Consider the following 25,670-nt stretch of genomic DNA (forward strand, 5'->3'; position numbering starts at 1 on the left):
TTCACCTTATTGAGTAAGGCAATAATTGGCATAGCGTTTTTTGCAGGGAAGGAATTTAGAAGAGATAGCTCAATTGTGCACCAGCCAGCCAGGCATCCCCTTCGGAAGTGCCTTGGAAGGTGGAGGTCGTCATCGGATTACCCGGTTGCAGCTCCATTTTTTCAGTGACATCCACCTTTTTGCCATCGATCAGGGTCAGCCCCAGATCCACGGTCAGGTTGGGCGTGAACTGATACCCCATTCCCAGGCTGTACCAGAGCCGATCGGCATCCGGGATGGAAATGGTACGACGATCGGCTGGCACAGGGCTGGCGTCATAGGCCACACCGGAGCGCAGTTGCCACTTGGGAGTGACCTGATAGGTCATACCGATGGCGTAGCGCCAGCTATCTTCCCAGTGCTCATCCTTGATGTGCATGTTCTGCAAATTGTTGAGATCAGCTTCCAACTGAACGAATTTTCTCCAGTTGGTCCAGTTCAGGCTGCCGTGGATAGCCAGCTTGTCAGTCAGCTGATGGAATGCCGCCAACTCTGCCGTCGCTGGCAACGGCAGATCCAGACTGCCGGTATCTCTGATTTCGGTAACGGAGCCATCTGCATTGGGTCGGCCCACGATAGCATCTCCCGAGAGGGTCAAAGTGACATCGTGACGGTAGGAGAGGCCAATTCGGGTTTGTTCGGACAACTCCAGCAAGGTGCCGACATTCCAGCCCCATGCCCAGCCATCCCCTTGCAAATGTTTTGCGATCAGGTTGCGAGAAGGGAAGGTGCCACCGACTTCGCCTTCGCCCTGAATAGCAGAGATCCCGGCACCAATTGACCACATCTCATTGATGCGATAGGCGAGTGAGGTACCCAGATCCATGGTCTTGATATCGGAGACATTGCCAAAGTGTCCCGCGCTGTAGTTATCCGGCATCTTGACGCCAAGGCCGTAGTAAGAGGTTGCCGAGAAGCCGAGTCGCCACTGCTCGTTGAGTGGAATGATCAGATAGGCGCTGGGAACCCAGGCCGCGGCGGCAATATCGTGTGCACTGGCGTCGGAGGTGACGATACCGGCTTTGGTCGGCAAGCGGGTGTTACCTTCAATATTGACGTCAGGACTGACATAGATGACTCCGCCAGAGAGCGCCATCTGATCGAAGCGGGTCATGGCTGCTGCATTGCGGGAGAGCACACTGGCGTTATCCGCGATGGCGGCCTCACCGGCAAAGGCGCGTCCCATGCCTGTAGCGGACTGTTCAGCCAGCTGGAACCCGGCGGCATGAGTCTGACCCGCGATCACCAGCAGGGCGATGGCGGACGGTTTGATGATGGGATGCATGGCAAAATCCTTGCTGTTACCCGAAGGTTCAATCGGTCATATGAATGGAGGCAGGATTTTATATGGTATGACCAGTAAGGCAACGGTAATGGCCAGTATCTGGATAAAACAAGATTAAATGCTGGGATGATGCACTCTAATAGCTTGATTAAAAAAGAAAAACAAACAGGTGTGTGCTACATGTGTACGCTGAGCTGGCTTTTGCGGATAAAAAAGAGCGCCTGACGGCGCTCTTTCAATTCTATCAATAATCAGAACTTCATGTTGAACTGGGCAGAGGCCAGGAAGGCGTTGCCGTGGGAAGTTCCTTTCCAACGCAGGCTGTCGGAGTGGCTACGTAGACCTTCGTTGACGTCAACTTCTTTACCGTCCAGATAAGCCATACCAAAGTCAACGCTCATATCGGTGTTGATATGGTAGGTGGCACCGGCGCTGTACCAGATACGGTCTGAGTCGGGAATGCTCAGGCTGCGGTAGTCAGCTTCGATCGGGGTGTTGTCGTAGGCAAAGCCCATGCGAGCTTCCCATGCTGGGTTGATATACCAGGTACCGCCGATGGAGTAGCGAGTAGAATCTTTGAACTTCTCATCTTTTTGCAGACATACGCCGCCAGCACATTGGCTGCTGGTTGCTTTCAGCTCCTGGAAGGCGCTCCAGTCAGTCCAGTTTACAGAGTAATGAACAGCAAACTGCGGGCTCAGGCGATGGTAACCAGCGAACTCGGCTTGTGCAGGCAGATCCAGCTTCAGGTTGCCATCCACGGTGCGATTCAGTGAGCTTGCGCCTTGGAAATCACCGTCAAAGCTCATATCGACTTGTGAACGGTAGGTCAGTGCGAAGCGATGGTTTTCATTGACTTCATACAGGGTACCAACGTTCCAGCCAAAGCCCCAGGTGTCGCCTTTAAGGTGAGCCAGACGAGTATCTGTCGGCAGCGGGCCACCTTGGCTAGGTGGGTTCAGTGGGCCCAGCAGACCGGCATAGCGGTTGAGTTCGGCGGCACCGTAAACGGCGTTGATACCGGCACCGACACTGAAGTGTTCGTTGACACGATAGGCAATGTTCGGGTTGATATTGAAGGTCATCAACTCGGTATCGCCAGCACCGGCACCAGCCGGGAAGGTTTTGGAGTATTCGGTGGAGAGACCGTAGTTGGAGAAGATGCCAATACCCCAAGCCCACTGGTCATTCAGCGGCTGAATAAAGTAGGAGGCGGGAACGAAGGCTGCCGGAGCAATGCCACTTTCGCTGGCTGGCGCCATTTTGTTCGCGCCAGCGTAAACAGCACCATCCACATCGACATCCGGTTTGATGTAGGTGCCGGAGACAGAAACTGCCATCTTGTCGAAGGTGGTCATGGCCGCAGGGTTACGGGCCAGAACGGAGGCGTTGTCGGCAATAGCTGCTTCACCGGCATAGGCGCGACCCAGACCGGAGGCCGAGTGCTCGTTCAACTGGAATGCCGCAGCATGGACTTGACCGGTGGCCAGCGCGATGGTGGCGGCAATCAGGCTCTTCTTGAAAATAGTTGTCGTCATGGTGTTCTCTCTTGTAGGCAGATTTTTTTGCCGATATTGGCTGCACGTTCAATGCAAACCTCGACAAAATCCGTTTTTATTTCAGCTTCTTCCCAATCAATTCTGGCGTGATTCTATGGATCTGGTAGGAGGTAAGAAATCAGACCAGTGACAGCAGAATACATAAAAGTGATCGATGTGTTAATCATTTGTTTTAACTTGCTGTTTAATTCATCATTTTCAGGGTCTAAAGATGGATTATTGACCTGGATTGCCGATCTCCGTCACAAAAATAATTTTGTCAATTTTTCGAAATCTTGAGGCAAATGAGTGACAAAGGGGAGTAATCAGGGGGGGAACAGGCAGCGGCTCGTGACCGCCGCCTGCTATTGAGGATGGATCTGAGGTTGTTAACCAGCGATGTTAAATGTCCCACTGCAGACGTGACTGCAGGGCGTTGGCAACGGGGGCAAGTGGCTCTTTCATCTCGCCAATCAGTACCATATTGGCGCCTTTGAGCTGGACAATCTCCCCTTTGAGGGTGCCATCTTCAAAGGTGGCCTGTTGCAGGGTTAATGGCACATGTTTGGGCACTAAAAAGAGGGTGACTGGCCCCATCTTTCCCTGGATCACCATGTGCAAGGCTGGTCCCTGATAAAACGAGCAGTGATTGACATAGGTCACCTTGAGCCCATCCATCCCGCTTAAGGTGGCGCCATACTTCTCCATCTTGGCATTGATGTTATGGAGATTGACCTGCTCATCGACACCTTCAATAAAGGGTTCTTCGCCATAGACATGAGCCATCGCTACCTGTGCGAGGGAGAGGGCCGCAGGAGCCGTTTCTGGCAGCGTGATCCAGCGGGTGCTCATTCCCAGCAGGAAGGCGACCGATGCAGCCAGGGCGATCTGGCGCCAGGATGTCGATGTCCGGAGCTTGACTGGCGCCGTGCTAAGGGGTCGGGATGGCGGCATATCATCTGGCGCATCACTGTCTTGCAGCATGGCTTGCCTGAGCAGGATCCGCTCGGCCAGTCCGGCGGGAACCTCAACCTGCATGGCATGCTTGAGAGTTCTGTCGAACTGTTTCATCTCGTCGAGATAGTTCCGATTAGCCTGGCTTGCTTCAGCGGTTTTGAGAAAGTCCGGTTGTTGATCGTTGGGCTGGATCATGGCGTTGCGGCGAAATTCGAGTTCATCCATGTCCGTGTCCTCTTGCTTGGTTCTTCTGCTCCATCGCCTCCTTGATCTGGTTGCGGGCGCGAAACAGGCGGGTCATGACGGTGTTCTTGTTGAGGCCGAGCATCTCGGCAATCTCCTCGCCACTGAATCCTCCCACGACTTGCAGCAGCAGTGGCTCCTGGTACTCCTCGGGCAACCGGGCGATGTGACGGTGCAACCACTCGTTCTCCATCTCCTGCTCGCTGTGCAGCGCATCGTGCTGGGGTTGAGGGTGATCGTCGAGATCCACCAGCTCCAGCTGTTTGCGTTCAAAGCGGCGGGCGTTCTCCCGTCTGAGGATGGTGATCAGCCACCCTTTGGCCGCCTTGTCATCCTGCAGGGTGTCGATAGCCTTCCAGGCACGCAGGAAGGTCTCTTGCACCAGATCTTCCGCCACGTTGGGATCCCGGGTCAGCCAGTAGGCATACCGGTAGAGATCGCCATGCAGCGCATGAACCAGTGCTTCAAATTTGGTTTGTTTGTCAGCCATGGGATCAGAGACCGGCGAAGTGGCCGGATCATTTCCACCAATATGCTGCTGAGCACGTTTTTTTCTAAAAAACAGCAGTGCCATTGGGCAATCCTTGTCAGGGGGCGTGGCGGCGGGAGCGGGAACTCCCGTGCGCCAGCAGGTAAATCAGGTACGCAATACCGTCCGTTTCATCAGCCCTGAGGGTACGCGCCAGAGCGCACCACTCGATGGGCGGGCCAGAAGAGGGTCGTGCAAAACAGGCTCGCTCGAGTGCGGCGAGCGCGTTGCCGAGCCGATTATGCCCAGCGTCGGACAACTGGCCTAATTGATAATAGGAGACCTGCCAGCGCAAGGTCGCCCATCGGATCAGTGCCTTGCGACTGGCATCCGGCTGGTGTTGGGCAAGGGCACGTTGCAGTTGATAGAAGGCGCGCCAGCGTGGCACGTTGCGCCATAGTGCACGCAGCGTTATGGCCAGCACGACCCACCAAAGGCTCTCTCGCAGTGCCACCTGCGATGTCTGCTGATCAGGTTGCCGATTTGTCGTTGCCTGAAACGTCAGCGTGATGGCAGGCAGGCTGGCTTGCTCAATCCGGCCGCTTTGGGTATTAAACCAGGGCAGATCAATGGGGGGCAGCTGATAGTCGCCGCTCTGCTCCGCGACCAGAGTCTGGCGCCACTGTCGCTCAAACAGCAACTTGCCATCGCGGTAACGCTCCTGCTGTTGCTCGCCATCGTGATGTGCCTGTATGCCGCTTGGCAGTTGATGGGCCATCAGGGGGGAAAGCTGGATCTGGCTGCTGTCACCATTCTCCATGGCCAGGGTGAGGATACGGATCAGCGGTTCACCCACTTCCCCCATGGTGGTCGGTTCGAGCCGTTGACTCAGGGTCAGGCGGGTGGCCACTGGCGTGGCGGGTGCCTTGTCGACCCTCACCTCGAGAGGTGCCGCACGGGCCGAGAGTTTTTGCGCTTTTCCCCCTTGCTGCGTGAGCTGCCCCTGCAAGCGGGGCGAGTCGAGGTACCAGAGTCCCGGCGCTTTTGCCTGAATAAGCCAGCTGCGGGTGAGCCGGCCGGGTAGACCAGCCTGAACGGGGGCGATCCACTCGTCGCTACCGAGGCGACGGATGGTGAAGTTAGCAGAGCTGAGTTCGCTCAGGGCCGGGTTTTGCATACTGGTGGGCAGCCATAGTGTCAGCCGGTAGATCACCGGCTGGCCGGGATAGAGCGGGCCCTGATGATCAAGGCTAGCCTGCATCTCGAGGGGCGAGGGTGCTGCGGGTTGCGGCAGCGCCGCTGTTTTCACCTCTCTCAATGGCAGGGTGAGCGAGGGAGTGAACTCATTTCCCAGCTTGAGCGGGGCAATCACCACCTTTGTATTAGCGGGTGAGTCGCTCTGGTGCAGCGGGATCTGCCAGCGAGTCAGTTGTTGTACCGGGGTGGTGACCCGGCTCATGGTCACTCTGCCCACTACAAACTGGCGCAGTAGGGGGGAGATCTCCAGCTCGCTGCTCTGGCGCTCGCCATCCGCTTCGATGATCAGCAGCCAATCGCTGGGGTCAGCCCCCGGCAGCAGCTCTGCCCGGGGGGGCAAGGCCCAGCAAAGTGGACTCGCGAGTGCGAGCAACAACCCCCATCCTGCCCGTGTCACCAGGGCTCCTCCACCTTGATCAGATCCCGGCGTAGTGCCTCTTTGCGCAGTCGCTGCTCCAGCAGCAACACCGGGGGAGAGGGGGGCAGGGGCATTGCTGCTGCCTGCTGTTCAGCCGATGGCTTGGGTTGCTTGCTGGTGCTGGTATCGGGAGCGGCGGCCGCACCGCCTTGCAACAGAGAGAGGTTATAGAGCGCATCTTCATGGCCGGGCTCCAGTGCCAGAGCGGCCAGATAGGCCTCTTTGGCTGCGGCAAACTCCCCCAGTTGCAGCAGGGCATTGCCGCGGTTGTAGTGGGCGGTGGCACTCTCTGCTTCCTGATAGGCTGCGATGGCTGGCCGGTAGGCACCAGCTCGATACCAGGCGTTGCCGCGCCAGACTGGATCGTTGAAGGTGCGGGCTGCCCGCTGAAAATCCCCCTCTTGATAAGCCTGCATCGCTTGCAGATCCCCCCTCTCTGTTGCTTGCAGATCTTGTGGCGCAAGCAGCTGAGCTCCCACCATCAGCGCCATCATCAACCGGGCGCCGACTCTGGCCAGCAAGGCCAGTGGTAACAAGGGGATCAGCAGCCAGGGGCCAAGATCCAGTGGCGCCGGGGTGAGGGCCGAGGTCGTGGTGGGCAGGGGAGCAAAGCGGGGGACGTCGCTGCCAAGCCACTGCAGCTCACCGCCGAGACGGTTGGCCAGAGCGGCAATGGCCTGACTATCGGGGGCGGGCAACTGCGCGGGCATGCGGGCGGCAAACCCCAACTCATTGGCCGGAATAGCGGGCATGGGGGCCGGTTGACCGCTGCTGGCGAGCAGAATATCGAGGCGTGCCGACTGGGTGTCGCGGCAGAGAAGGCGTTGCTGGCAGGGCCACAGAGCAGCGATTTGGGTCATCTGATTCTGGGTGAGGTCGTCGGTGATCAGCAGCAGACGCGCTTGTTCTCCAGGGGCCAGCTGCTTCATGGCAAGTTCCACCGCCCGCGCCGAGTTGCTGCCCTGCAACGGCATTATATCGGGGCGCAAGTCGGGCAGTAACAGCGAAAGGGCCTGATGATCCCGGGTTGGCGGCATGACGAAGTAGGCGTCGCCTGCGTAGAGGATCAGAGCAATGCGCTCGCCCTTGGCGCGGCTCAGCAGCTGCTGTAATTGCCATCTGACCCGGGTTGCCCGATCCGGTTTGAGATCGGTGGCGGTCATCGAGCGTGACAAGTCCAGTAGCCAGATATCGAGCGGTGCTGCAGGCTGTTGTTGCAGCTCACCGCGCAGTGCCGGTCCACTCAGGGCCAAAATGACGGGCAGGGTTGCCAGCCAGAGCCAGGGACGTTGAGGGCGGGATGCTGGCAGCAGATAAGCCTGCATCGCAGGTGCGAGCAGCGGGGGCTGGCGACGACGGTGCCACCCTTGCCAGAGCCAGGGGATGAGTGCGATCAGCCACAGAGGGCGGAGCAAGATCAGCTCCATCTGCGCGCGCCTCGTGCCAGCCAGTTACGCACCATGCGAAACTCCAGTCTGCCGTGCCCTGATGGCAGAAGCAGCAAGCCACAAAGCAGTGCCAATGGCCAGGGGTAGAGCTCGATCACCGGCTGGTACTTGGCAATCGGCATGGGGGCAGGTTCAAGGGTATTGAGGGTCGCGTTGATGGCATCGAGATCGCTTTGGGTACGTGCCCGAAAGTAACGACCCTGGCCTGTCTGGGCCAGCTCTTTCAGGAGCGGCTCGTCCAGCTCGCTGCTGGGATCGGCCTGACCGCTGCCCACCTCATCGTAGGGTTGGATAAAGGTATCGGGATCGGCCCCGACCCCCAGCGTGTAGATCCGTATTCCCTGCGTTGCGGCGAGTTTTGCCTCCTGCAGCGGGTCGGCATTGCCTGCGGTATTGCGGCCATCTGTGACCAGCAGCAGGGCGGTGGGGCGACCCGGATCTCCATGCTGACGTGCCAGCTGGATGGCTTCGCCAAGGGCGGTGGTTCGGCCGACAAGATCAAAATCGAGCTCGTCGCTCAAGGTCAACAGCGCCGGGATCTCCTGAGTGAGGGGAGAGAGCAGGTAGGCGTGATCGGCAAAGACAATGAGGCCCACCCTGTCTCCGGCCCGTTTGGCGATCAGCGTCTTGATCTGCTGGCGCACCGCCGTTAGCCGTGCTTGCTGCTCGCCGTTATCGAGCATATCAGGGGTGCGCATGCTGTCTGACAGATCCACCGCCAGCAGCAGATCCCGACTCCCTTCATATTGAATAACCGGCTCTCCCCACCACTGGGGGCGGCAGAGGGCGAGGATAAGGGCGCACCAGAGCAGCATGGCGCGCCAGAGCGGTAATCCGGCCTGAGGACGCAGCAGCGCAAACCCGGGGTGAGCCAGATAGCCGCGGCGCAGGGGCGGCAAGCCGAAGCGCACCAGCAAGGGGAGCACCAGCGCCAGCGCAAACCAGGGCCAGGCCAGGATCATGGATGCCTCCGCGCGGTTTTACGCCTCGAGCGGGGGGCGAGCTGGAAGAAGAGGGTTTGACCCCAACGGCGATAATGTTGCTGAAGCTGTTCGCTCTGCTCGCTGCTCGGGTTCTGGCTGCCATAGAGCCAACTGCTCCAGTGAGGGGCGAACTGCTTAAAATCGCTGCCCCCGTGACGATCGACGAAGGCGAGCCACGGCTCTCCCTGCAACTGGCGCGCCTCGGGCCAGCGTTGCAGTGCTTCATGACGCAGGGCCTCCTGTATGCGTGCCACCAGCAGCGCCGGATCTCCATCCAGCTGGCGACACCAGCGGCGGTAACGTATCACCCTGCGGGCAATCAGGACGATCAGCAGCAGCAATAACCCTGTGATCAACAGCCACAATAGCGCCAGCACTCTGGGGTCAAGACTCTGTTCAATCAGATCCGGCCCCGGGTGGATGTCTCGCATCAGGGCAGCCAGCGGTGGAGTGATGGCGTCGGAGGCTGGACTGGCGCTGTCGAGTTCTGCGGGCGAAATCATCCCTGATGACATAACCCCTCCTGCCACTGCTGTTGCAGCGTCTGGCTGTTATCGAGCAGATAGAGGCGCTGCACCAATGGCAACAGCAACTGTTTGCCGTGGGCCAGCTGCTGCTCGGCGGCTTGCCGGTAGCGGCGGGAGAAACCGGCATGGCATCCATCCAGCCAGCCCTGATAGTGCTGCCCTGGCCGATCAATAGCCACTGGCAGCTGGCCGTCAAAGGGAAGGGCGGCCTCGAGGGGGTCGCGGATCTGCCAATAGTGAATATCGTGGCACCGCGAGAGCAGTTGCAACTGCTGACAGAGTGCCGATTCGCAGGGTCTGTGATCGGTAATGATCGTCAGCTTGGCTCCGTGAGGCAACTTCACGCCGGACAAGGTGTCGGCCAGCGAGTGAGAAAGTGCCCGGCGCGCCAGCCCTTGCTGATAGTGATGGCAGAGGGATTCGAGCAGGGGCAGCACGCTGCCGCGCTGGCTCTGGTGATAGGGGTGCAGTCCGTGGCAGATCAGGGTGTTGTGCTGCTTCTCCCCTTGCCAGATCAGGGCTGCCGCAAGCTCACATCCCAGGCGTGCCTTGAGTTGCAGCGTGGAGCCGAAATACATGGCGGGAGAGAGATCGAGTAGCAGCCAGTGCGCCTGATCCAGCTCCTCGCTATAGAGGCGGGTATAGGGACGACCGAGGCGTGCCGTCACTCGCCAGTCGATATGGCGTACCTCGTCACCAGCCTGATAGGCGCGCAGCTCCCGAAACGTGAGTCCGGGAGAGCGGCCCGGTTTGCCGCGTTCGCTGCTGCTTCTGCCTGCGTGAGGTGGCTTCTTGGCCTTGGCCCAGAGCCGGATACTGAGCAGCCGTGGCAGCGACAGGACGATATCGGGATGGAGATCCGGCGTTAGGGACATGGCACCTGATCCAGCAGTTGAGCGATCAGGATATCGTTATCCAGATTGTCGGCCAGTGCCTGATAGCTGGGTATAAGGCGGTGGCGCAGCACCGGATAGGCTTGCAGCTGGATATCTTCCGGCAGCACATAGTCACGTCCGGCAAGCCAGGCACGGGCGCGGGCAGAGCGAGCCAGCCCCAGCGTAGCCCGAGGGCTGGCCCCCACGGCAATCAATGGCTCGAGGGCAGGGCATAGGCCGCTGCCCGGGCGAGTGGCGCAGACCAGCTCCACCAGATAGTGCTCCAGTCGGCTTTGCATGGTCACCGCCAGCACTTCGCTGCGGGCACGCTGCAAGCTGGTCTGACTCAGGGTCACCGGCGCCGCACCAAGCAGTTCGCCGCTGGCGTTGAGCTGCAAGATGGCGAGCTCCATGGCCGGGCTCGGATAATCGACTATCAGCTTGAGCAAGAAACGGTCGAGCTGCGCCTCCGGCAGGGGATAGGTTCCCTCCTGCTCGATGGGGTTCTGGGTGGCGGCCACCATAAAGAGAGGCGGCAGTCGCCAGCTCTTTTTGCCTACGGTGATCTGGTGTTCAGCCATGGCTTCCAGCAGCGCTGATTGTACCTTGGCTGGCGCCCGGTTGATCTCGTCTGCCAGCACCAGATGGTTGAAGAGGGGGCCGGGTTGGAATACAAAACTGGCATCCTGCGGGTGAAACACCTCGCTGCCGGTGAGATCGGCAGGAAGCAGATCGGGAGTGAACTGGATACGGGCAAAGCGTCCCTCGACGGCGCCGGCGAGCGCCTTGACGGCGCGGGTTTTGGCCAGCCCGGGGGCCCCTTCGATTAACACATGTCCTTCACATAACAGGGCAATCAGGAGCCCTTCTATTAGCTCCTCCTGCCCCAGGATCTGACTGCCAAGATAGTCCCTAAGTGCTCTGAACTCGGCCGCTGCCATGTGATAAACCCGTTGTTTTTATGGAAGTTGATCTTTTTATACTCCAGTTGCTTCCCAAGGGCGAGCAAAGGGGCCTTGCCGCGCTTAATTTAGTTTCAATCAGCTGTATGAAACTTGTGATTGGATTGTTAAGATGTGGCGCAATGAGGTCAGACCTCTGCCTTTTAAACCAAGGAGCCAGGATGAAACAGCCATTGAAACTGACGACTCGCCAGGGCGAACGGATTGCCGTCGTGGCGGGGCTGCGTACCCCCTTTGCCAAGCAGGCCACCGCCTTTCATGGCGTGCCTGCAGTCGATCTCGGCAAACTGGTGGTGAGCGAGATGCTTGCCCGTACCGATCTCGATCCCAAGCTTATCGACCAGCTGGTGTTTGGTCAGGTGGTTCAGATGCCGGAAGCCCCCAACATTGCTCGCGAGATCGTGCTCGGTACCGGCATGAGCGTCAATACCGATGCCTATAGCGTCTCCCGCGCTTGCGCCACCAGTTTTCAGGCGGTGGCCAACGTCACCGAATCCATCATGGCCGGTACCGTAGACATCGCCATCGCCGGCGGCGCTGACTCCTCTTCCGTGCTGCCCATCGGGGTGAGCAAGAAGCTGGCCCGCGCCCTGGTGGATCTCAACAAGGCGCGCAATCTGCAGCAGCGCTTCAATATTCTGCGGACATTGAGGGTCAAGGATCTGCTGCCGGTGCCACCTGCCGTGGCGGAATACTCTACTGGCCTCTCCATGGGGCAGACCGCTGAGCAGATGGCCAAGAGCCACCAGATCAGCCGCGAGGCGCAAGATGCGCTGGCTCATCGCTCCCACACTCTGGCCGCGCAGGCTTGGGCTGATGGCAAGCTCAGCGGCGAGGTGTTTACCGCCCATGTGCCGCCCTACAAGTCGCCGCTCGAGCGGGACAACAATATCCGTGAAAGCTCGGATCTCGCGAGCTACGCCAAGCTCAAACCGGTGTTTGACCGGGTTCATGGCACAGTCACTGCAGCCAACGCCACGCCGCTGACCGATGGAGCCGCGGCCGTGTTGCTGATGCGGGAAGGTCGTGCGAAAGAGCTGGGACTCGAACCGTTGGGTTATATCCGCAGCTTCGCCTTCTCGGCCATTGATGTGTGGCAGGACATGCTGATGGGCCCCTCCTATGCCACGCCGCTGGCGCTGGACAGAGCCGGCATCACGCTCGGTGATCTCACCCTGATCGACATGCACGAAGCCTTTGCCGCCCAGACGCTGGCCAACCTCAAGATGTTTGCCAGTGCCGATTTTGCCCGCGACAAGCTGGGCCGCGATCAGGCCATCGGCGAGGTGGACATGGAGAAGTTCAACGTCCTCGGCGGTTCGCTGGCCTATGGCCACCCCTTTGCCGCGACTGGTGCGCGGATGATCACCCAGACCCTGCACGAGCTGCGTCGTCGCGGCGGGGGACTGGGGCTCAACACCGCCTGTGCGGCGGGTGGATTGGGCGTGGCTATGGTGTTGGAGGTTGAATGATGAGCGCTAAGACTTTTTCCCTGGATGTTCGCAAAGATGGCATCGGCATCCTCACCATGGATGTGCCGGGCGAGAGCATGAATACCCTCAAGGCCGCCTTTGTCGAGGAGATCCGCTCTGTACTGGACGAGGTAAAACGCAACAAGGATTTGATCGGGCTGGTGATCACCTCCGGCAAGAAGGACTCCTTCATCGCCGGCGCTGACATTACCATGCTGGCCGCCTGCACCAGTGCCAAGGATGCCGAGACCCTGTCACGAGAAGGGCAGGAGATCTTTGCCGAGATCGAGGGGCTGACCATTCCGGTGATCGCCGCCATTCACGGCCCCTGCCTCGGTGGTGGGCTGGAGCTGGCGCTGGCCTGCCATGGTCGGGTGGTGACCGATCATGGAAAATCTGTGCTGGGATTGCCGGAAGTTCAGCTCGGTCTGCTGCCGGGCTCTGGCGGTACCCAGCGTCTGCCGCGCCTTATCGGGGTGGCCAAGGCGCTGGATCTGATGCTGACCGGCAAGCAGGTTCGTGCTAAACAAGCCAAGAAATTGGGGCTGGTGGACGATGTGGTGCCGCCGTCAATCTTGCTGGATGCTGCCATCAAGCTGGCCAAGAAGGGCAAACCGCGCCATCAGTTGAAACGGGATCTGCAGGGCAAGGTGCTGGAGACCAACAAGCTGGGCCGCAAGGTGTTGTTCGATCAGGCCAGCAAGGGGGTGAAAGCCAAGACCCGTGGCAACTACCCGGCGCCGGAGCGGATCCTGGATGTTGTGCGCATCGGCGTGGAGGAGGGAATGAAGGCAGGTCTGGCCGCTGAATCCCGCCACTTTGGCGAGCTGGTGATGACTGCTGAGTCTGCCGCCCTGCGTTCCATCTTCTTTGCCACCACCGAGATGAAGAAAGAGGTCACCTATCAGGGAGCCGAGCCGCGCAAGGTGGCCCATGCCGCCGTGCTGGGCGGTGGTCTGATGGGGGGCGGCATTGCGTTCGTCACCGCTACCAAGGCGGGCGTGCCGGTGCGGATCAAGGATGTGGCAAGCGCCGGGATCGGCAATGCCATGCGCTACAGCTATGACATTCTGGCCAAGAAGCTCAAGCGCCGTCACATCTTGCGCAGCGAATTGGAAAAGCAGATGAGCCTGCTGACCGGCACCCTCGACTACTCCGGTTTTCACCGAGTGGACATGGTGGTGGAGGCGGTGTTTGAAGATCTCAATCTCAAACACCAGATGGTGAAGGACGTGGAGCGTGAGTGCGGTGAGCACACAGTATTTGCCTCCAACACCTCCTCCCTGCCCATTAACCAGATTGCGGCAGAGGCGGCGCACCCAGAGCGAGTCGTGGGGCTGCACTACTTCAGCCCGGTAGACAAGATGCCGCTGGCGGAGATCATCCCCCACGCTGGTACCAGTGCCGAGACGGTCGCCACCACTCTGGCTTTTGCCCGTGCCCAGGGCAAAACGCCCATCGTGGTGAAGGACGAAGCCGGTTTCTACGTCAACCGCATCCTGGCGCCCTACATGAATGAGGCGGCGCGACTGGTGCTGGAAGGGGAGCCGGTGGAGGTGCTGGATAGCGCGTTGCTGGACTTTGGCTTCCCGGTTGGCCCCATCACCTTGCTGGACGAGGTGGGGATCGATGTGGGCGCCAAGATCTCCCCCATCCTTGAGAAAGAGCTGGGCGGCGAGCAGTTCCAGGCGCCCAAGGCGTTCGACAAACTGCTGCAAAATGATCGCAAGGGACGCAAGAACGGCAAGGGCTTCTACCTCTATGGCAAGGCGGCACCGCGCAACAAGCTGACTGGCAAAGAGGGCAAGAAGACGGTGGACGAGAGCGTCTATGGCGTGCTCGGCATCAAGCCTTCTGCCAAGCTGGCCCATCAGGAGATCGCCGAGCGCTGCGTGCTGCTGATGCTCAACGAAGCGGCGATGGCGCTGGATAGCGGTGTGGTGGCCTCGGCTCGTGATGGCGATATCGGCGCCATCTTCGGCATCGGTTTCCCGCCTTTCCTTGGCGGCCCGTTCCGTTATATGGACACGCTCGGGATCGATCATCTGGTTGGCCGTCTGGAGTATTACCAGAAGCGCCACGGCGACCGGTTTGCCCCCTGTGCCCGCCTCAAGGCAATGGCCGCAGAGCAGCAGACCTTCTACTGATAACCGCTGCAGATTGACCGCAAGACAAAGAGGCCCGCACCCCATGCGGGCCTCTTTCTATGTTGTGGTTTGTTCCGGTTGTGCTGCGATGATGCAGGCAGAGGTAAACGCTGATAAAAAACGGCCCACCGAAGTGGGCCGTAGAGATCTAGGGGCATGGGTCAGATCCCCGGTTTGCGCTCCGGGCAGCGGCCGATAATATCGGGTGGCAGTTCACCGTTGTCCTGCTCCAGCACTACATCAAACCCCCACAGCTGATGCAGGTGTTTGAGCACCTCATGGCGTGAGTCGCCAAGGGGGATGCGGTTGTGGGGCACATAGCGCAGGGTAAGGGAGCGATCCCCCTTCACGGCAACGTTGTAGACCTGAATATTGGGTTCCAGATTGCTGAGGTTGTATTGGGCCGACAGGGTATTGCGCACCTGACGGTACCCCTCGTCATTGTGGATGGCTGAGACCTTCAGATAGTTCTTCAGATCGTCATCATCAATGGCGAACAGCTTCATATCCCGCATCACTTTCGGGCTTAAGAACTGGCTGATAAAGCTCTCGTCCTTGAAGTTTTGCATGGCAAAGTGGAGGGTTTCGACCCAGTTGCTACCGGCATAGTCGGGGAACCAATATCTATCTTCCTCGGTCGGGTTCTCGCAGATGCGGCGCAGGTCGGTAAACATGGCAAACCCCAGCGCATAAGGGTTGATCCCCGAGTAGTAGCGACTGTTGTAAGCCGGTTGATAGACCACATTGGTGTGGCTGTGCAGCACCTCCATCATGAAGCGATCGCTCAGCTTGCCCTCGTCATAGAGGTGATTGAGGATGGTGTAGTGCCAGAAGGTGGCCCACCCCTCGTTCATCACCTGGGTCTGCTTTTGCGGATAGAAATACTGGCTTATCTTGCGCACTATGCGCACCACTTCCCGCTGCCAGGGCTCCAGCAAGGGGGCATTCTTCTCGATGAAGTAGAGAATGTTCTCCTGGGGTTCGGCGGGGTAGCGCCTGTCCTCCACCCCCGCGGCTTTATGCTGCTTGGGCAGGGTTCGCCACAGCTCGTTGACCTGAGTCTGCAGATAATCTTCCCGCGCCTTCTGACGCCGCTTCTCCTCGGCCATCGAGATCTTCTGGGGACGCTTGTAGCGATCCACCCCGAAGTTCATCAGGGCATGGCAGGAGTCGAGCAGCTGTTCCACTGCCTCGATGCCATGCTTCTCTTCACACTGGGTGATGTAGTTCTTGGCGAACAGCAGGTAGTCGATGATGGAGGAGGCATCGGTCCAGGCCTTGAACAGGTAGTTGTTTTTGAAGAAGGAGTTGTGGCCGTAGCAGGCGTGTGCCATCACCAGCGCCTGCATCGGCATGGTGTTCTCCTCCATCAGGTAGGCGATGCAGGGATCCGAGTTGATGACGATCTCGTAGGCCAGCCCCATCTGGCCGCGCTTGTAGTTGCGCTCGGTATGGATAAAGCGCTTGCCGAACGACCAGTGTTGATAGCCGATGGGCATGCCGACGCTGGAGTAGGCATCCATCATCTGTTCGGCGGTGATCACCTCGATCTGGTTGGGGTAGGTGTCCAGCTTGTAGAAACGGGCGACCCGGGCGATCTCCTGGTGATAGGTCTCCAGCAGATCGAAGTTCCAGTCTGGTCCGTCATCCAGTGGCGCTACACGTTTTTCTGTTTCGATCATGTGACCTCCTCACGCCGCTTGTTTCTTGAACAGCTCGCGGAACACCGGATAGATATCCTCGACCTTGCGAATGTGCTCCATTGCAAAGTGGGGGAACTGGCTGGCTACCGACTCATATTCGTGCCACAGGGTCTGGTGGGCACGGGTGGTGATCTCGATGTAGGAGTAGTACCTCACCCTTGGCATGATGTCCCGCGCCAAGATCTCCCTGCATTGCGGTGAGTCATCAGCCCAGTTGTCACCATCCGACGCCTGCGCCGCATAGATGTTCCACTGGTTGGCGGGGTAACGCTCGTTGATGATGTCGTTCATCATCTTGAGGGCGCTGGAGACGATGGTGCCGCCAGTCTCCTGGGAGTAGAAGAACTCGTGCTCGTCCACCTCCTTGGCCTGAGTGTGGTGGCGGATATAGACCACTTCGACGTTCTTGTAGGTCCGGCTCAGGAACAGATAGAGCAGGATATAGAAACGCTTGGCCATCTCCTTGGTGGCCTGATCCATGGAGCCCGAGACGTCCATCAGACAGAACATCACCGCCTGGCTGGAGGGGACGGGCCGTTTGACGAAGTTGTTGAACTTGAGATCGAAGGTGTCAATAAACGGCACCGCATCGATCCGCCGTTTCAGCTCCCTGATCTCCTTCTCGAGCAGGGCTATTTCGGCAAAGTGCTCGTTGGGCTCGGAGGCCAGCAGGGCCAGCCGATCTTCCAGTTCGTGCAGTTGGCGTTTCTTGCCTGCTTGCAGCGCCATGCGACGTGCCAGCGAATTTTGCAGGGAACGGACCACGTTGATGTTGGCGGGCACCCCGTTGGAGGTGTAGCCAGCGCGGTAGGTTTTGACTTCCATCAGCTGATTAAGCTGGGTTTTCTGCAGCCTGGGCAGCTCCAGATCTTCAAACAACAGATCGAGATACTCATCCTTGGAAATCTGGAACACGAAATCATCGGCTCCTTCCCCCTGATTGGATGCCTGTCCCTCGCCGGAACCCTGTCCACCGCCCCCTCCTTTGGGGCGGTCAATCTTGTCGCCGGTGACAAACTGGTCATTGCCGGGATGCACCATCTCCCGTTTACCACCGTGCCCCTGATGAAAATGGGGCTCGCCGATATCCTTGGTCGGGATGCTGATGCTCTCGCCTTTGTCTACGTCCTGAATGCTGCGCTTGGAGACAGCATCCGAGACCGCTTGTTTTATCTGCTTCTTGTAGCGGCGGATGAAGCGCTGCCGATTGACAGCGCTTTTGTTTTTGCCGTTGAGCCTGCGGTCGATAAAATGCGCCATAACTCCCCCTTGAACAGTCAGGGTCAGGATGACTTGCGTACCCTGAGATACCATTCGGAGAGCAGTCGCACCTGTTTGCGGGTGTAGCCTTTCTCCATCATCCGTTCGACAAAGTTATCGTGCTTCTTCTGCTCCTCGGCCGAGGTTTTGCTGTTGAAGGAGATAACCGGCAGCAGCTCTTCCGTGTTGGAGAACATCTTCTTCTCGATCACGGTGCGCAGCTTCTCGTAACTGGTCCAGTTGGGGTTACGGCCTGCATTGTTGGCCCGGGCACGCAGCACGAAGTTGACGATTTCGTTGCGGAAATCTTTCGGGTTGCTGATCCCGGCGGGTTTTTCAATCTTCTCCAGCTCGCTGTTGAGGGACGCTCTGTCAAACAGTTGGCCGGTTTCGGGGTCACGGTACTCCTGATCCTGGATCCAGAAGTCGGCGTAGGTGACGTAGCGATCGAAGATGTTCTGACCGTACTCGGAGTAGGACTCGAGATAGGCAGTCTGGATCTCCTTGCCGATGAACTCCACATAACGCGGAGTTAGATAACCCTTGATGAACTCAAGGTAGCGATCGTGCAGCTCTTGCGGGAACTGCTCGCGCTCGATCTGCTGCTCCAGTACATAGAAGAGGTGTACCGGATTGGCGGCCACTTCAGCGTGGTCGAAGTTGAAGACGCGGGAGAGGATCTTGAACGCGAAGCGGGTTGAGAGACCATTCATCCCCTCGTCCACACCGGCGTAGTCGCGATACTCCTGATAGCTCTTCGCCTTGGGATCGGTGTCTTTCAGGCTCTCGCCATCATAGACCCGCATCTTGGAGTAGATGCTGGAGTTTTCCGGCTCTTTCAGCCGTGACAACACAGAGAACTGGCCCAGCAGCTCGAGGGTGCCCGGAGCGCATTTGGCCTCGGTCAGCTCGCTGTTGATCAGCAGTTTCTCGTAGATCTTCACCTCTTCGGAGACGCGCAGGCAGTAAGGGACCTTGACGATGTAAACGCGGTCGAGGAAGGCCTCGTTGTTCTTGTTGTTACGGAACTGCTGCCATTCGGATTCGTTGGAGTGGGCCAGTAGAATGCCGTCAAAGGGGAGGGCGGAGAGCCCTTCGGTACCGTTGTAGTTACCCTCCTGGGTTGCTGTCAGCAGCGGGTGCAGCACCTTGATGGGGGCCTTGAACATCTCCACAAACTCCATAACCCCCTGATTCGCTTTACACAGCGCACCTGAGTAGGAGTAAGCATCGGCGTCATCCTGGGCGAAGTGCTCCAGCATGCGGATGTCGACCTTGCCGACCAGTGAGGAGATATCCTGGTTGTTGTCATCGCCCGGTTCCGTTTTGGCGATGGCAATCTGATCGAGGATGGAGGGGTTGACCTTCTCCACCTTGAACTTGGTGATGTCGCCGCCAAACTCGTGCAGGCGTTTGGCCACCCAGGGGGACATGATGGGACGCAGGTAACGGCGCGGGATGCCGTACTCTTTTTCCAGGATCTCCCCATCCTCTTCGATATCGAACAGGCAGAAGGGGTGATCGTTGACCGGTGAGCCCTTGATGCGATAGATGGGCACCTTCTGCATCAGGGATTTGAGTTTCTCTGCCAGCGAGGATTTACCGCCGCCAACGGGGCCCAGCAGATAGAGGATCTGTTTCTTCTCCTCCAGCCCTTGGGCGGAGTGTTTGAGGTAGGAGACGATCTGTTCGATGGCCTCTTCCATCCCGTAGAAATCCTTGAAGGCGGGATAGCGTGCCACGACGCGGTTGGAGAAGAGTCGGCTCAGTCTGGGGTTGGCTGAGGTGTCTACCATCTCCGGCTCACCGATGGCGGTCAGCAGACGTTCGGCTGCGGAGGCGTAGCAGGCTTTGTCCTGCTTACACATATCCAGGAACTCCTGGATGGTATATTCCTCTTCTCTCGCTTTTTCATATCGCTGTTGGTAATGCTCGAATATGCCCATAACTTTGCCCTCGTTATAGTCGCTTACCCTGAAAAAAGTGGATGACTGCTTTTGTGTTGTGCGCTTTTAAAGCCTAGTCAACAGACTCCAGTAATCCATCACGGTTGATAGGTTAAATTCTGAAGAAACCTGCCCGATCCTTGTGCGGGGAGGGTCAGTCAACAACACCGCTATGTTACTGACTGTTAAATTATTTTTGCCACGATAGTGAGGTAAATGTCAAAGACATAAAAAATAAATGTTTATGGGAAAGAGGGAACTTATTGCGAAAAGATTAAGGGGTTTGACGAAAGGCAATGGGGCTGCGGGTTGGCGGGGTTATGGATAAGAATGTCATTACGTGAACGTCAACGTAAATCACTTTGTTTGGAGTTTTGGCTCTAATTTTTACATTGACGCTACATTTTGAGTGCCCTAGATTGGCGAGGTGTGAGCAGCAAGATGCTTTAGCAAGAGAGTTGACTGTTGCCTCACCAAGCTCTGTTTAAGCACGTTTCCGTTGGCTTGACCCTCGCAACCGCGAGGGTCTTCTTTTTCTGTGGCTGTAAACGCTTGTTTCTGCTGGTGGCTATTGACGCCGCCAGCACTCATCTAGCAAGGGTAGGCTTGTTGCACGGCCGCGAGGACGCGGGCAAACGGGTGGGCGGCCAACTGGCCTGCGCCCGCCAGCGATTTGGCTTTGACCCGGCTGGTCAACGGTGTGGCGATACCGCACAGGAAACGGGCCAGAACACGTGCATCCACGGAACCTGTCTTGGCAATCAGCGGATCGCACCAGGCGCGGATCCCCGCCTCGTTTGGCATGGTCAGTGAGGGCAGGGGCGGGAGATGCGCCACCTCGCCGCGACAAACCGAACAGTGGCCACAATGAACCGGCGCCACCTCATCGGCAAAATAGCGGGCGAGGCGGTGGCTCAGGCACTCACTTGAGGTGAAAAAGTCGAGCATGGCTTGCAGTCTGGCCAGCTCGCTCTGCTCTTTTTGCAGGAACAGGGCGTGTAGGGCTTTTGCTTCCTGCTCGTTGTCCCACCCCTGACGGTTGATCCGGTAGACCTCGGTCATCTGTTTGCTTTCAAGCTCGATCCAGCCTTGCTGCTGCAGGTAGTCGAGCGCCGCAACGGCCCGCTGTCGCTCTCCCTGATAGCCCTGCCAGAGGGCGTCAAAGTCCATGGTGCACCAGCTGCGGGCTTGCGGGGCACAGGCGAACAGCTGCTCCAGAAACTGGCGGCGTTCCGGATTGAAGCGGCTCACTATCTCGCCTTTATCCAGCACAAACTTGAAGCGGTAATCTGCGTAGTAGCTGTAGGCCGGGGTGATGATGCCCGCCATCTCCAGATAGACCAGCAGGGTTTTAAGGGGCAACTGGCGGATATTGGTGTCGTTGGATAGGCGCAGCAGGGTGAATTCCCACTCGTTCCCGCTCTGCTTGATGATGGCAAGGAGCTGGAGGATGGCACTCAAATCCGGCGTATCGCCGTAGACGAAGTTCTCCAACACCGGCAGCTGGCTCTGGTTGGCCAGCACGATACAGCGCGATGGTTGGCCATCCCGTCCGGCGCGGCCAATCTCCTGGCTGTAGTTCTCGATAGATTTGGGCAGATCGTAGTGAATGACCCGCCGGATATCCGCTTTGTCGATCCCCATGCCAAAGGCGATGGTGGCGACGATGCAATCCACCTTGCCCGCCATGAAGTCGTGCTGGATCTGGCTGCGCAGCGCCGAGTCGAGCCCGGCATGATAGGCGCGGGCGATGATCCCTTCTCTAATGAGTTGCTCGGCGCAGGCTTCGGCGGTGTGTTGCAAGGTGACGTAGACGATGGTGGGGGCCGCCGGAGCGTTGGCCAGCTCCTGTGCGAGCCAGCTATCCCGCGCGTCGGGCGACAGGGGAATGACCGCCAGATCAAGATTGGGGCGGTAGAAACCTGTGACCACGACCCCCTCCGGCGCTATGCCGAATTTGGTCTGCATATCCTGAATAACCGCCGGTGTGGCGGTGGCGGTGAGCAGCAGCACCTGCGGGATCTTCAGATCATGGCGATAGCTCGGCAGCTTGAGGTAGTCGGGGCGAAAGTTGTGGCCCCACTCCGAAATACAGTGCGCCTCATCGACGACCAGCAGCGAGAGCGGCACTTGCTGGATAAAACGGCGAAAACGCTCGTTCTTGAGTCGCTCTACCGAAATCATCAGGATCTTGAGCTGTCCATCCAGCGCCTGCTGCATCACTCGTCGACTCTCCTCCGGGCTCTGGCTTGAGTCGAGGGTAGCGGCGCTTATTCCCTTGCTTTTGAGGAAGGCGAGTTGATCGTGCATCAGCGCCAGCAGCGGCGAGATAACCAGAGTCAGGTGAGGCAGGGCGAGGGCAGGCAGTTGATAACAGAGGGACTTGCCGGAGCCGGTGGGAAAGATGGCGGCGGCACTCTGACCTGCCAGCACCCAGCTGATCACCGCTTCCTGACCAGGCCTGAGTGCGGAGAAACCAAAATATTGGTTGAGCAGGGATGGGATCATGACAAGGCTCCGCGGCAAATGGGGGATGATAGCACAGCGACACCGGTCACGGGTGGCACAGGAATGGTCGTGAGGGTGAGGGCAGAGAGTGTCGATAAAACGTACAAAAATGGATGGTTGCGCTGTGGTTAAGGTTTTGTTGCGGTTTTTTGTGATGGAAACGGGATATTTTTTGGTGAGTCTCTGGAAAAAAAAGATGGCGAATGGGATATTCCGTCATGCAATCCGGTGACTGGCGGATCGGCCCGACAGAAGGCTGGCCACAGACACCACTTCGGGCGACAGGGGTCTCCCGATGAGTGGTTGCAGACAGGACTCATGATTCATGCACTACGGTGCTTAGGGACTTTTTTGATGACACAACAACACCCCCTCCTTCGGCTGGTCAATAGCACCAGTCTGGTCAGCCAGATCCTGGTTGGTCTGGTATTCGGTATCTTGCTGGCTCTGTTTGCGCCCGAGTGGGCGAAAACGGCAGGTCTGCTCGGCAGTCTGTTTGTTGGCGCACTGAAAGCAGTAGCCCCGCTGCTGGTATTCGTACTGGTGATGGCGGCCATCATTGGTCACAAGCAGGGTCAGAAGACCAATATTCGCCCGCTGCTGGCGCTCTACCTGTTTGGTACCTTCTCTGCGGCCGTGGTCGCGGTGATTGCCAGCTTCCTGTTCCCCTCCAACCTCCATCTGGTGGCCAATACTGCCGAGATCACCCCGCCAGGCGGGATCACCGAGGTGCTGCAGACCCTGTTGTTCAACGTGGTGACCAACCCGGTCAAGGCGTTGATGGATGCCAACTATATCGGGATCCTGGCGTGGGCCATCGGTCTGGGTATCGCCATGCGCCATGCCAACGAGAGCACCAAGGCGCTGATCACTGACCTGTCTCACGGTGTCTCCGCCATCGTGAAAGCGGTGATCCGCTGTGCCCCGCTCGGGATCCTGGGTCTGGTTGCCTCCACTCTGGCAGAGACAGGCTTTGACGCCCTGTTTGGCTATGCCCAACTGCTGGTGGTGCTGATCGGCTGCATGCTGTTTATCGCCTTTGTGGTCAACCCGCTGATCGTCTTCTGGAAGATCAAGCGCAACCCCTATCCGCTGGTGCTGACTTGCCTCAAAGAGAGCGGCGTGACAGCCTTCTTTACCCGCAGCTCTGCCGCCAACATTCCGGTCAACATGGCGCTGTGTGAAAAACTGCGCCTGCCCAAAGATACCTACGCTGTCTCCATCCCGCTGGGTGCCACCATCAATATGGCGGGTGCGGCCATCACCATCACTGTGCTCGCCATGGCGGCGGTACATACCCTGGGGATGGAAGTGGACATGGCAACGGCCATTCTGCTCTCCGTGGTCGCCACCATCAGTGCCTGTGGCGCGTCCGGTGTGGCGGGCGGCTCCTTGCTGCTGATCCCGCTGGCGTGCAGCCTGTTTGGCATCAGCAATGACATCGCCATGCAGGTGGTAGCCGTCGGCTTTATCATCGGTGTGCTGCAGGATTCTGCCGAGACAGCGCTGAACAGCTCCACCGACGTGCTGTTCACCGCCGCAGCTTGCATGGCCGAAGATGAAACCCTGCAGGATGTGGCTCCGGTACCGAGCCGCGAAGCCTGATCTCGCAACGGTCAGTTTCGCAACACACTTGCGCCCTCTTCGGAGGGCGCTTTTTATTGTCGGCTTTGCTCTCTTTTCCTCTTTGAGCAATCTCATTGGCTGATGTGCCAGACATTCTGTCGCCCTTCTCCAGGGCACTGCCTTATCTTTATCCCTTCGAGTTGTGCTTACTCCCGCTGTTGTGCGTCACACACCTTTGTCTGCTCTGCCAAGAGCCGATTGCTATGGCTTACCCCAGATCTTCAGGACAATCACAGCATCACAGCATCACAGCATCACAGCATCACAGCATCACAGCATCATAGAAGAACGAAGATGGCTGGCTGCGGCAGATGAACCCAACCCGTCCTATCAGACACGCCATCATGGTTTGGTGAGGAGGAGTAAACGTGTTGGCGATATTGATCTGCGGGCCTGCCATGGTGCTGGTGAGCATACAGATATCCAACAAGGTGGGGGGAGTAATAAGGAGAGAGCAGGGGAATCGCGGTGGCACAGCAGAGATAAAAAAGCCAGCCGAGTGTTCGGCTGGCTTTTTGCTATCAGCGGCAGGTAGGGGATTAACCGACCAGCTGATAGAGGATGGCGGAGATGGCGATCATCCCCATCACAGCGACAAATACGTTGCTGATATGACCCTGATATTTCGCCATGGCCGGTACGCGCTTGATGGCGTACATCGGCATGATGAACAGGATGGTAGCGATGATCGGGCCGCCCAAGGATTCAATCATGCCCAGGATGGAGGGGTTGGCAATGGCAGTGCCCCACAGGGTCAGGATGAAGAAGGCGATGATGAACATCTCGACTTTCTTGGCGTTCGGCTCTTTGCCGGACTTGCGCATGTTCTGCACGATCATCCCTTTCAGACCTTCACGGGCACCCAGATAGTGGCCGAAGAAGGAGGAGACGATGGCCACGAACGCAACCAACGGACCGAAGTAGGAGATGATGGGGCTGGCATGCTGGTTCGCCAGATAGGAGAGCACGGCGATGTTCTGGGCCTTGGCTTCTGCCAGCTGGGCCGGTGTCAGGCTCATGACGCAAGAGAAGACGAAGAACATCACGAAGCCCAGCAGCACCATGGCGGTACGCTTGAGGATGGCATCGGCTTTCTCGACAGCCTGATCACCGTGGTCGCGGCGCTGGGCCAGGGAGAAGCTGGAGATGGCCGGGCTGTGGTTGAAGGAGAAGACCAGTACCGGGATGGTCAGCCACAGGGTAGTGGCGAAATCCTTGGCAGAGGGTACTTGCTCCAGCGCGGCACCGGTCCAGTCCGGAATGAGGTACAAAGAGATACCGGCCAGAATGGCGATCAGCGGATAAACCAGCAGCTCGGTCACTTTCAGCATCAGCTTTTCACCGGCCAGCATCACCGACATCATGCCCATGATCAGCACGATGGAGAGGATCCAGCGCGGCGGGGCACTCATCTGCAGCTGGTTGACCATGAAGCTTTCGACGGTGTTGGTGATGCCTACGCCGTAGATCAGCACGATGGGGTAGATGGCGAAGAAGTAGAGCAGGGTGATTAATTTACCGGCACCCACGCCAAAGTGTTCTTCCACCACTTCGGTGATGTCTGCGTTTGGCTTTTTGGAGGAAAGGACGAAGCGGGCCAGACCACGGTGTGCCAGATAGGTCATGGGACCTACCAGCAGCGCCATGACGACCAGCGGCCAGAAACCGCCCATACCCGCGTTGATCGGCAGGAACAGGATCCCCGCGCCAACCGCGGTCCCGAACAGACTGATGACCCAGGTAGAGTCGCGTTTTTCCCAACGAGTGGTTTGAGTAGAGCAGATCCCTTGCTCTGTTGACGCCGCAACTCCCTGCGTGCCAGTGACTGTGTTTGACATCTATCTCACCCCGAATGTGTGGTTCTTATTAAGTCGGCGCAAGGATACGGTTTTTCTAATCAAAAATGTTGATCAAATTCATCTTTACGGCACGAAAAACCGCACTTTCTTATGGAAATGTGATCAAAACAAGAAAAATTCAATTATTGTTTATCAATTGGCACGTTAT

General features: G+C 58.2%; 19 protein-coding genes. 3 read left to right on the forward strand and 16 right to left on the reverse strand.

What is annotated here, in order from left to right:
* Positions 1-55 precede the first annotated feature (55 nt).
* From ACB035_RS15810 to ACB035_RS15855, 10 genes are all read right to left on the reverse strand, one after another.
* Positions 56-1,324: an OmpP1/FadL family transporter gene (locus ACB035_RS15810; RefSeq protein WP_371167658.1), complete on the reverse strand. Its 1,269-nt coding sequence runs from the start codon at positions 1,322-1,324 to the stop codon at positions 56-58.
* 251 nt (positions 1,325-1,575) lie between these two features.
* Positions 1,576-2,862 carry an outer membrane protein transport protein gene (locus ACB035_RS15815; protein ID WP_005360328.1) on the reverse strand — a complete coding sequence of 429 codons (1,287 nt, stop codon included), beginning with the start codon at positions 2,860-2,862 and terminating at the stop codon, positions 1,576-1,578.
* Positions 2,863-3,264: 402 nt separating this feature from the next.
* The gene (locus tag ACB035_RS15820) at positions 3,265-4,044 is read right to left on the reverse strand and encodes a DUF3379 domain-containing protein (protein ID WP_371167659.1); all 780 of its coding nucleotides are present in this window, start codon (positions 4,042-4,044) and stop codon (positions 3,265-3,267) included.
* The gene (locus ACB035_RS15825; protein WP_005333245.1) at positions 4,037-4,636 is read right to left on the reverse strand and encodes a sigma-70 family RNA polymerase sigma factor; all 600 of its coding nucleotides are present in this window, start codon (positions 4,634-4,636) and stop codon (positions 4,037-4,039) included. The genes ACB035_RS15820 and ACB035_RS15825 overlap by 8 nt, the downstream gene beginning before the upstream one ends.
* Positions 4,637-4,649: 13 nt before the next feature.
* Entirely contained in the window at positions 4,650-6,161 is a 1,512-nt protein-coding gene (locus tag ACB035_RS15830) for a hypothetical protein (protein WP_371167699.1), read from the reverse strand.
* A gap of 20 nt (positions 6,162-6,181) precedes the next feature.
* Positions 6,182-7,633, reverse strand: a complete 1,452-nt coding sequence (locus ACB035_RS15835) for a VWA domain-containing protein (RefSeq protein ID WP_371167660.1) — start codon at positions 7,631-7,633, stop codon at positions 6,182-6,184.
* Positions 7,624-8,616 (reverse strand): VWA domain-containing protein, encoded by a 993-nt coding sequence (locus ACB035_RS15840; protein ID WP_371167661.1) that lies wholly within the window; start codon positions 8,614-8,616, stop codon positions 7,624-7,626. Before ACB035_RS15840 ends, ACB035_RS15835 begins: the two co-directional genes overlap by 10 nt.
* A complete protein-coding gene (locus tag ACB035_RS15845; protein ID WP_371167662.1) occupies positions 8,613-9,152 on the reverse strand; it encodes a DUF4381 family protein in 540 nt (179 codons plus the stop codon). Before ACB035_RS15845 ends, ACB035_RS15840 begins: the two co-directional genes overlap by 4 nt.
* Positions 9,137-10,039: a DUF58 domain-containing protein gene (locus ACB035_RS15850; protein WP_371167663.1), complete on the reverse strand. Its 903-nt coding sequence runs from the start codon at positions 10,037-10,039 to the stop codon at positions 9,137-9,139. The genes ACB035_RS15845 and ACB035_RS15850 overlap by 16 nt, the downstream gene beginning before the upstream one ends.
* Positions 10,030-10,980: an AAA family ATPase gene (locus tag ACB035_RS15855; RefSeq protein WP_371167664.1), complete on the reverse strand. Its 951-nt coding sequence runs from the start codon at positions 10,978-10,980 to the stop codon at positions 10,030-10,032. The genes ACB035_RS15850 and ACB035_RS15855 overlap by 10 nt, the downstream gene beginning before the upstream one ends.
* Before the next feature lie 182 nt (positions 10,981-11,162).
* Here ACB035_RS15855 and fadI point away from each other — a divergent pair, with 182 nt between their 5' ends.
* On the forward strand, positions 11,163-12,473 hold the full coding sequence (fadI, locus tag ACB035_RS15860; RefSeq protein WP_236297984.1) for an acetyl-CoA C-acyltransferase FadI: 1,311 nt from the start codon (positions 11,163-11,165) through the stop codon (positions 12,471-12,473).
* Complete coding sequence (gene fadJ / locus ACB035_RS15865) at positions 12,473-14,620, forward strand: fatty acid oxidation complex subunit alpha FadJ (RefSeq protein ID WP_371167700.1); 2,148 nt, start codon at positions 12,473-12,475, stop codon at positions 14,618-14,620. The genes fadI and fadJ overlap by 1 nt, the downstream gene beginning before the upstream one ends.
* Before the next feature lie 161 nt (positions 14,621-14,781).
* Here the strand turns inward: fadJ and ACB035_RS15870 are convergent, their stop codons facing one another.
* The 4 genes from ACB035_RS15870 to ACB035_RS15885 all read right to left on the reverse strand — a co-directional run bounded on the left by ACB035_RS15870 (position 14,782) and on the right by ACB035_RS15885 (position 22,037).
* Complete coding sequence (locus tag ACB035_RS15870) at positions 14,782-16,302, reverse strand: SpoVR family protein (RefSeq protein WP_019445117.1); 1,521 nt, start codon at positions 16,300-16,302, stop codon at positions 14,782-14,784.
* 9 nt (positions 16,303-16,311) lie between these two features.
* Positions 16,312-17,583, reverse strand: coding sequence for a YeaH/YhbH family protein (locus ACB035_RS15875; RefSeq protein ID WP_371167665.1), 1,272 nt, complete (start codon positions 17,581-17,583; stop codon positions 16,312-16,314).
* A 23-nt stretch (positions 17,584-17,606) separates the two neighbouring features.
* Positions 17,607-19,529 (reverse strand): PrkA family serine protein kinase, encoded by a 1,923-nt coding sequence (locus ACB035_RS15880; RefSeq protein ID WP_005333223.1) that lies wholly within the window; start codon positions 19,527-19,529, stop codon positions 17,607-17,609.
* Between the two features lie 591 nt (positions 19,530-20,120).
* On the reverse strand, positions 20,121-22,037 hold the full coding sequence (locus ACB035_RS15885) for an ATP-dependent DNA helicase RecQ (RefSeq protein ID WP_371167666.1): 1,917 nt from the start codon (positions 22,035-22,037) through the stop codon (positions 20,121-20,123).
* A gap of 354 nt (positions 22,038-22,391) precedes the next feature.
* Here ACB035_RS15885 and sstT point away from each other — a divergent pair, with 354 nt between their 5' ends.
* The gene (sstT, locus tag ACB035_RS15890) at positions 22,392-23,642 is read left to right on the forward strand and encodes a serine/threonine transporter SstT (RefSeq protein WP_216950752.1); all 1,251 of its coding nucleotides are present in this window, start codon (positions 22,392-22,394) and stop codon (positions 23,640-23,642) included.
* Between the two features lie 283 nt (positions 23,643-23,925).
* On the opposite strand, the gene ACB035_RS15895 is transcribed toward sstT, so the two are convergent.
* Complete coding sequence (locus ACB035_RS15895; RefSeq protein WP_371167667.1) at positions 23,926-24,078, reverse strand: hypothetical protein; 153 nt, start codon at positions 24,076-24,078, stop codon at positions 23,926-23,928.
* Between the two features lie 124 nt (positions 24,079-24,202).
* The gene (locus ACB035_RS15900) at positions 24,203-25,501 is read right to left on the reverse strand and encodes a serine/threonine transporter (RefSeq protein ID WP_107682926.1); all 1,299 of its coding nucleotides are present in this window, start codon (positions 25,499-25,501) and stop codon (positions 24,203-24,205) included.
* Positions 25,502-25,670 lie beyond the last annotated feature (169 nt).

The organism is Aeromonas sp. S12(2024), assembly GCF_041402305.1.
GTDB classification, from domain to species: Bacteria; Pseudomonadota; Gammaproteobacteria; order Enterobacterales; family Aeromonadaceae; genus Aeromonas; species Aeromonas veronii.

Excerpts from the sequence above, each read along its gene's own strand:
- ACB035_RS15810 (WP_371167658.1), bottom strand. The coding sequence starts at position 1,324 with ATGCATCCCATCATCAAACCGTCCGCCATCGCCCTGCTGGTGATCGCG.
- ACB035_RS15815 (WP_005360328.1), bottom strand. The coding sequence starts at position 2,862 with ATGACGACAACTATTTTCAAGAAGAGCCTGATTGCCGCCACCATCGCG.
- ACB035_RS15820 (WP_371167659.1), bottom strand. The coding sequence starts at position 4,044 with ATGGATGAACTCGAATTTCGCCGCAACGCCATGATCCAGCCCAACGAT.
- ACB035_RS15825 (WP_005333245.1), bottom strand. The coding sequence starts at position 4,636 with ATGGCACTGCTGTTTTTTAGAAAAAAACGTGCTCAGCAGCATATTGGT.
- ACB035_RS15835 (WP_371167660.1), bottom strand. The coding sequence starts at position 7,633 with ATGGAGCTGATCTTGCTCCGCCCTCTGTGGCTGATCGCACTCATCCCC.
- ACB035_RS15840 (WP_371167661.1), bottom strand. The coding sequence starts at position 8,616 with ATGATCCTGGCCTGGCCCTGGTTTGCGCTGGCGCTGGTGCTCCCCTTG.
- ACB035_RS15845 (WP_371167662.1), bottom strand. The coding sequence starts at position 9,152 with ATGTCATCAGGGATGATTTCGCCCGCAGAACTCGACAGCGCCAGTCCA.
- ACB035_RS15850 (WP_371167663.1), bottom strand. The coding sequence starts at position 10,039 with ATGTCCCTAACGCCGGATCTCCATCCCGATATCGTCCTGTCGCTGCCA.
- ACB035_RS15855 (WP_371167664.1), bottom strand. The coding sequence starts at position 10,980 with ATGGCAGCGGCCGAGTTCAGAGCACTTAGGGACTATCTTGGCAGTCAG.
- fadI (WP_236297984.1), top strand. The coding sequence starts at position 11,163 with ATGAAACAGCCATTGAAACTGACGACTCGCCAGGGCGAACGGATTGCC.
- fadJ (WP_371167700.1), top strand. The coding sequence starts at position 12,473 with ATGAGCGCTAAGACTTTTTCCCTGGATGTTCGCAAAGATGGCATCGGC.
- ACB035_RS15870 (WP_019445117.1), bottom strand. The coding sequence starts at position 16,302 with ATGATCGAAACAGAAAAACGTGTAGCGCCACTGGATGACGGACCAGAC.
- ACB035_RS15875 (WP_371167665.1), bottom strand. The coding sequence starts at position 17,583 with ATGGCGCATTTTATCGACCGCAGGCTCAACGGCAAAAACAAAAGCGCT.
- ACB035_RS15880 (WP_005333223.1), bottom strand. The coding sequence starts at position 19,529 with ATGGGCATATTCGAGCATTACCAACAGCGATATGAAAAAGCGAGAGAA.
- ACB035_RS15885 (WP_371167666.1), bottom strand. The coding sequence starts at position 22,037 with ATGATCCCATCCCTGCTCAACCAATATTTTGGTTTCTCCGCACTCAGG.
- sstT (WP_216950752.1), top strand. The coding sequence starts at position 22,392 with ATGACACAACAACACCCCCTCCTTCGGCTGGTCAATAGCACCAGTCTG.
- ACB035_RS15895 (WP_371167667.1), bottom strand. The coding sequence starts at position 24,078 with ATGCTCACCAGCACCATGGCAGGCCCGCAGATCAATATCGCCAACACG.
- ACB035_RS15900 (WP_107682926.1), bottom strand. The coding sequence starts at position 25,501 with ATGTCAAACACAGTCACTGGCACGCAGGGAGTTGCGGCGTCAACAGAG.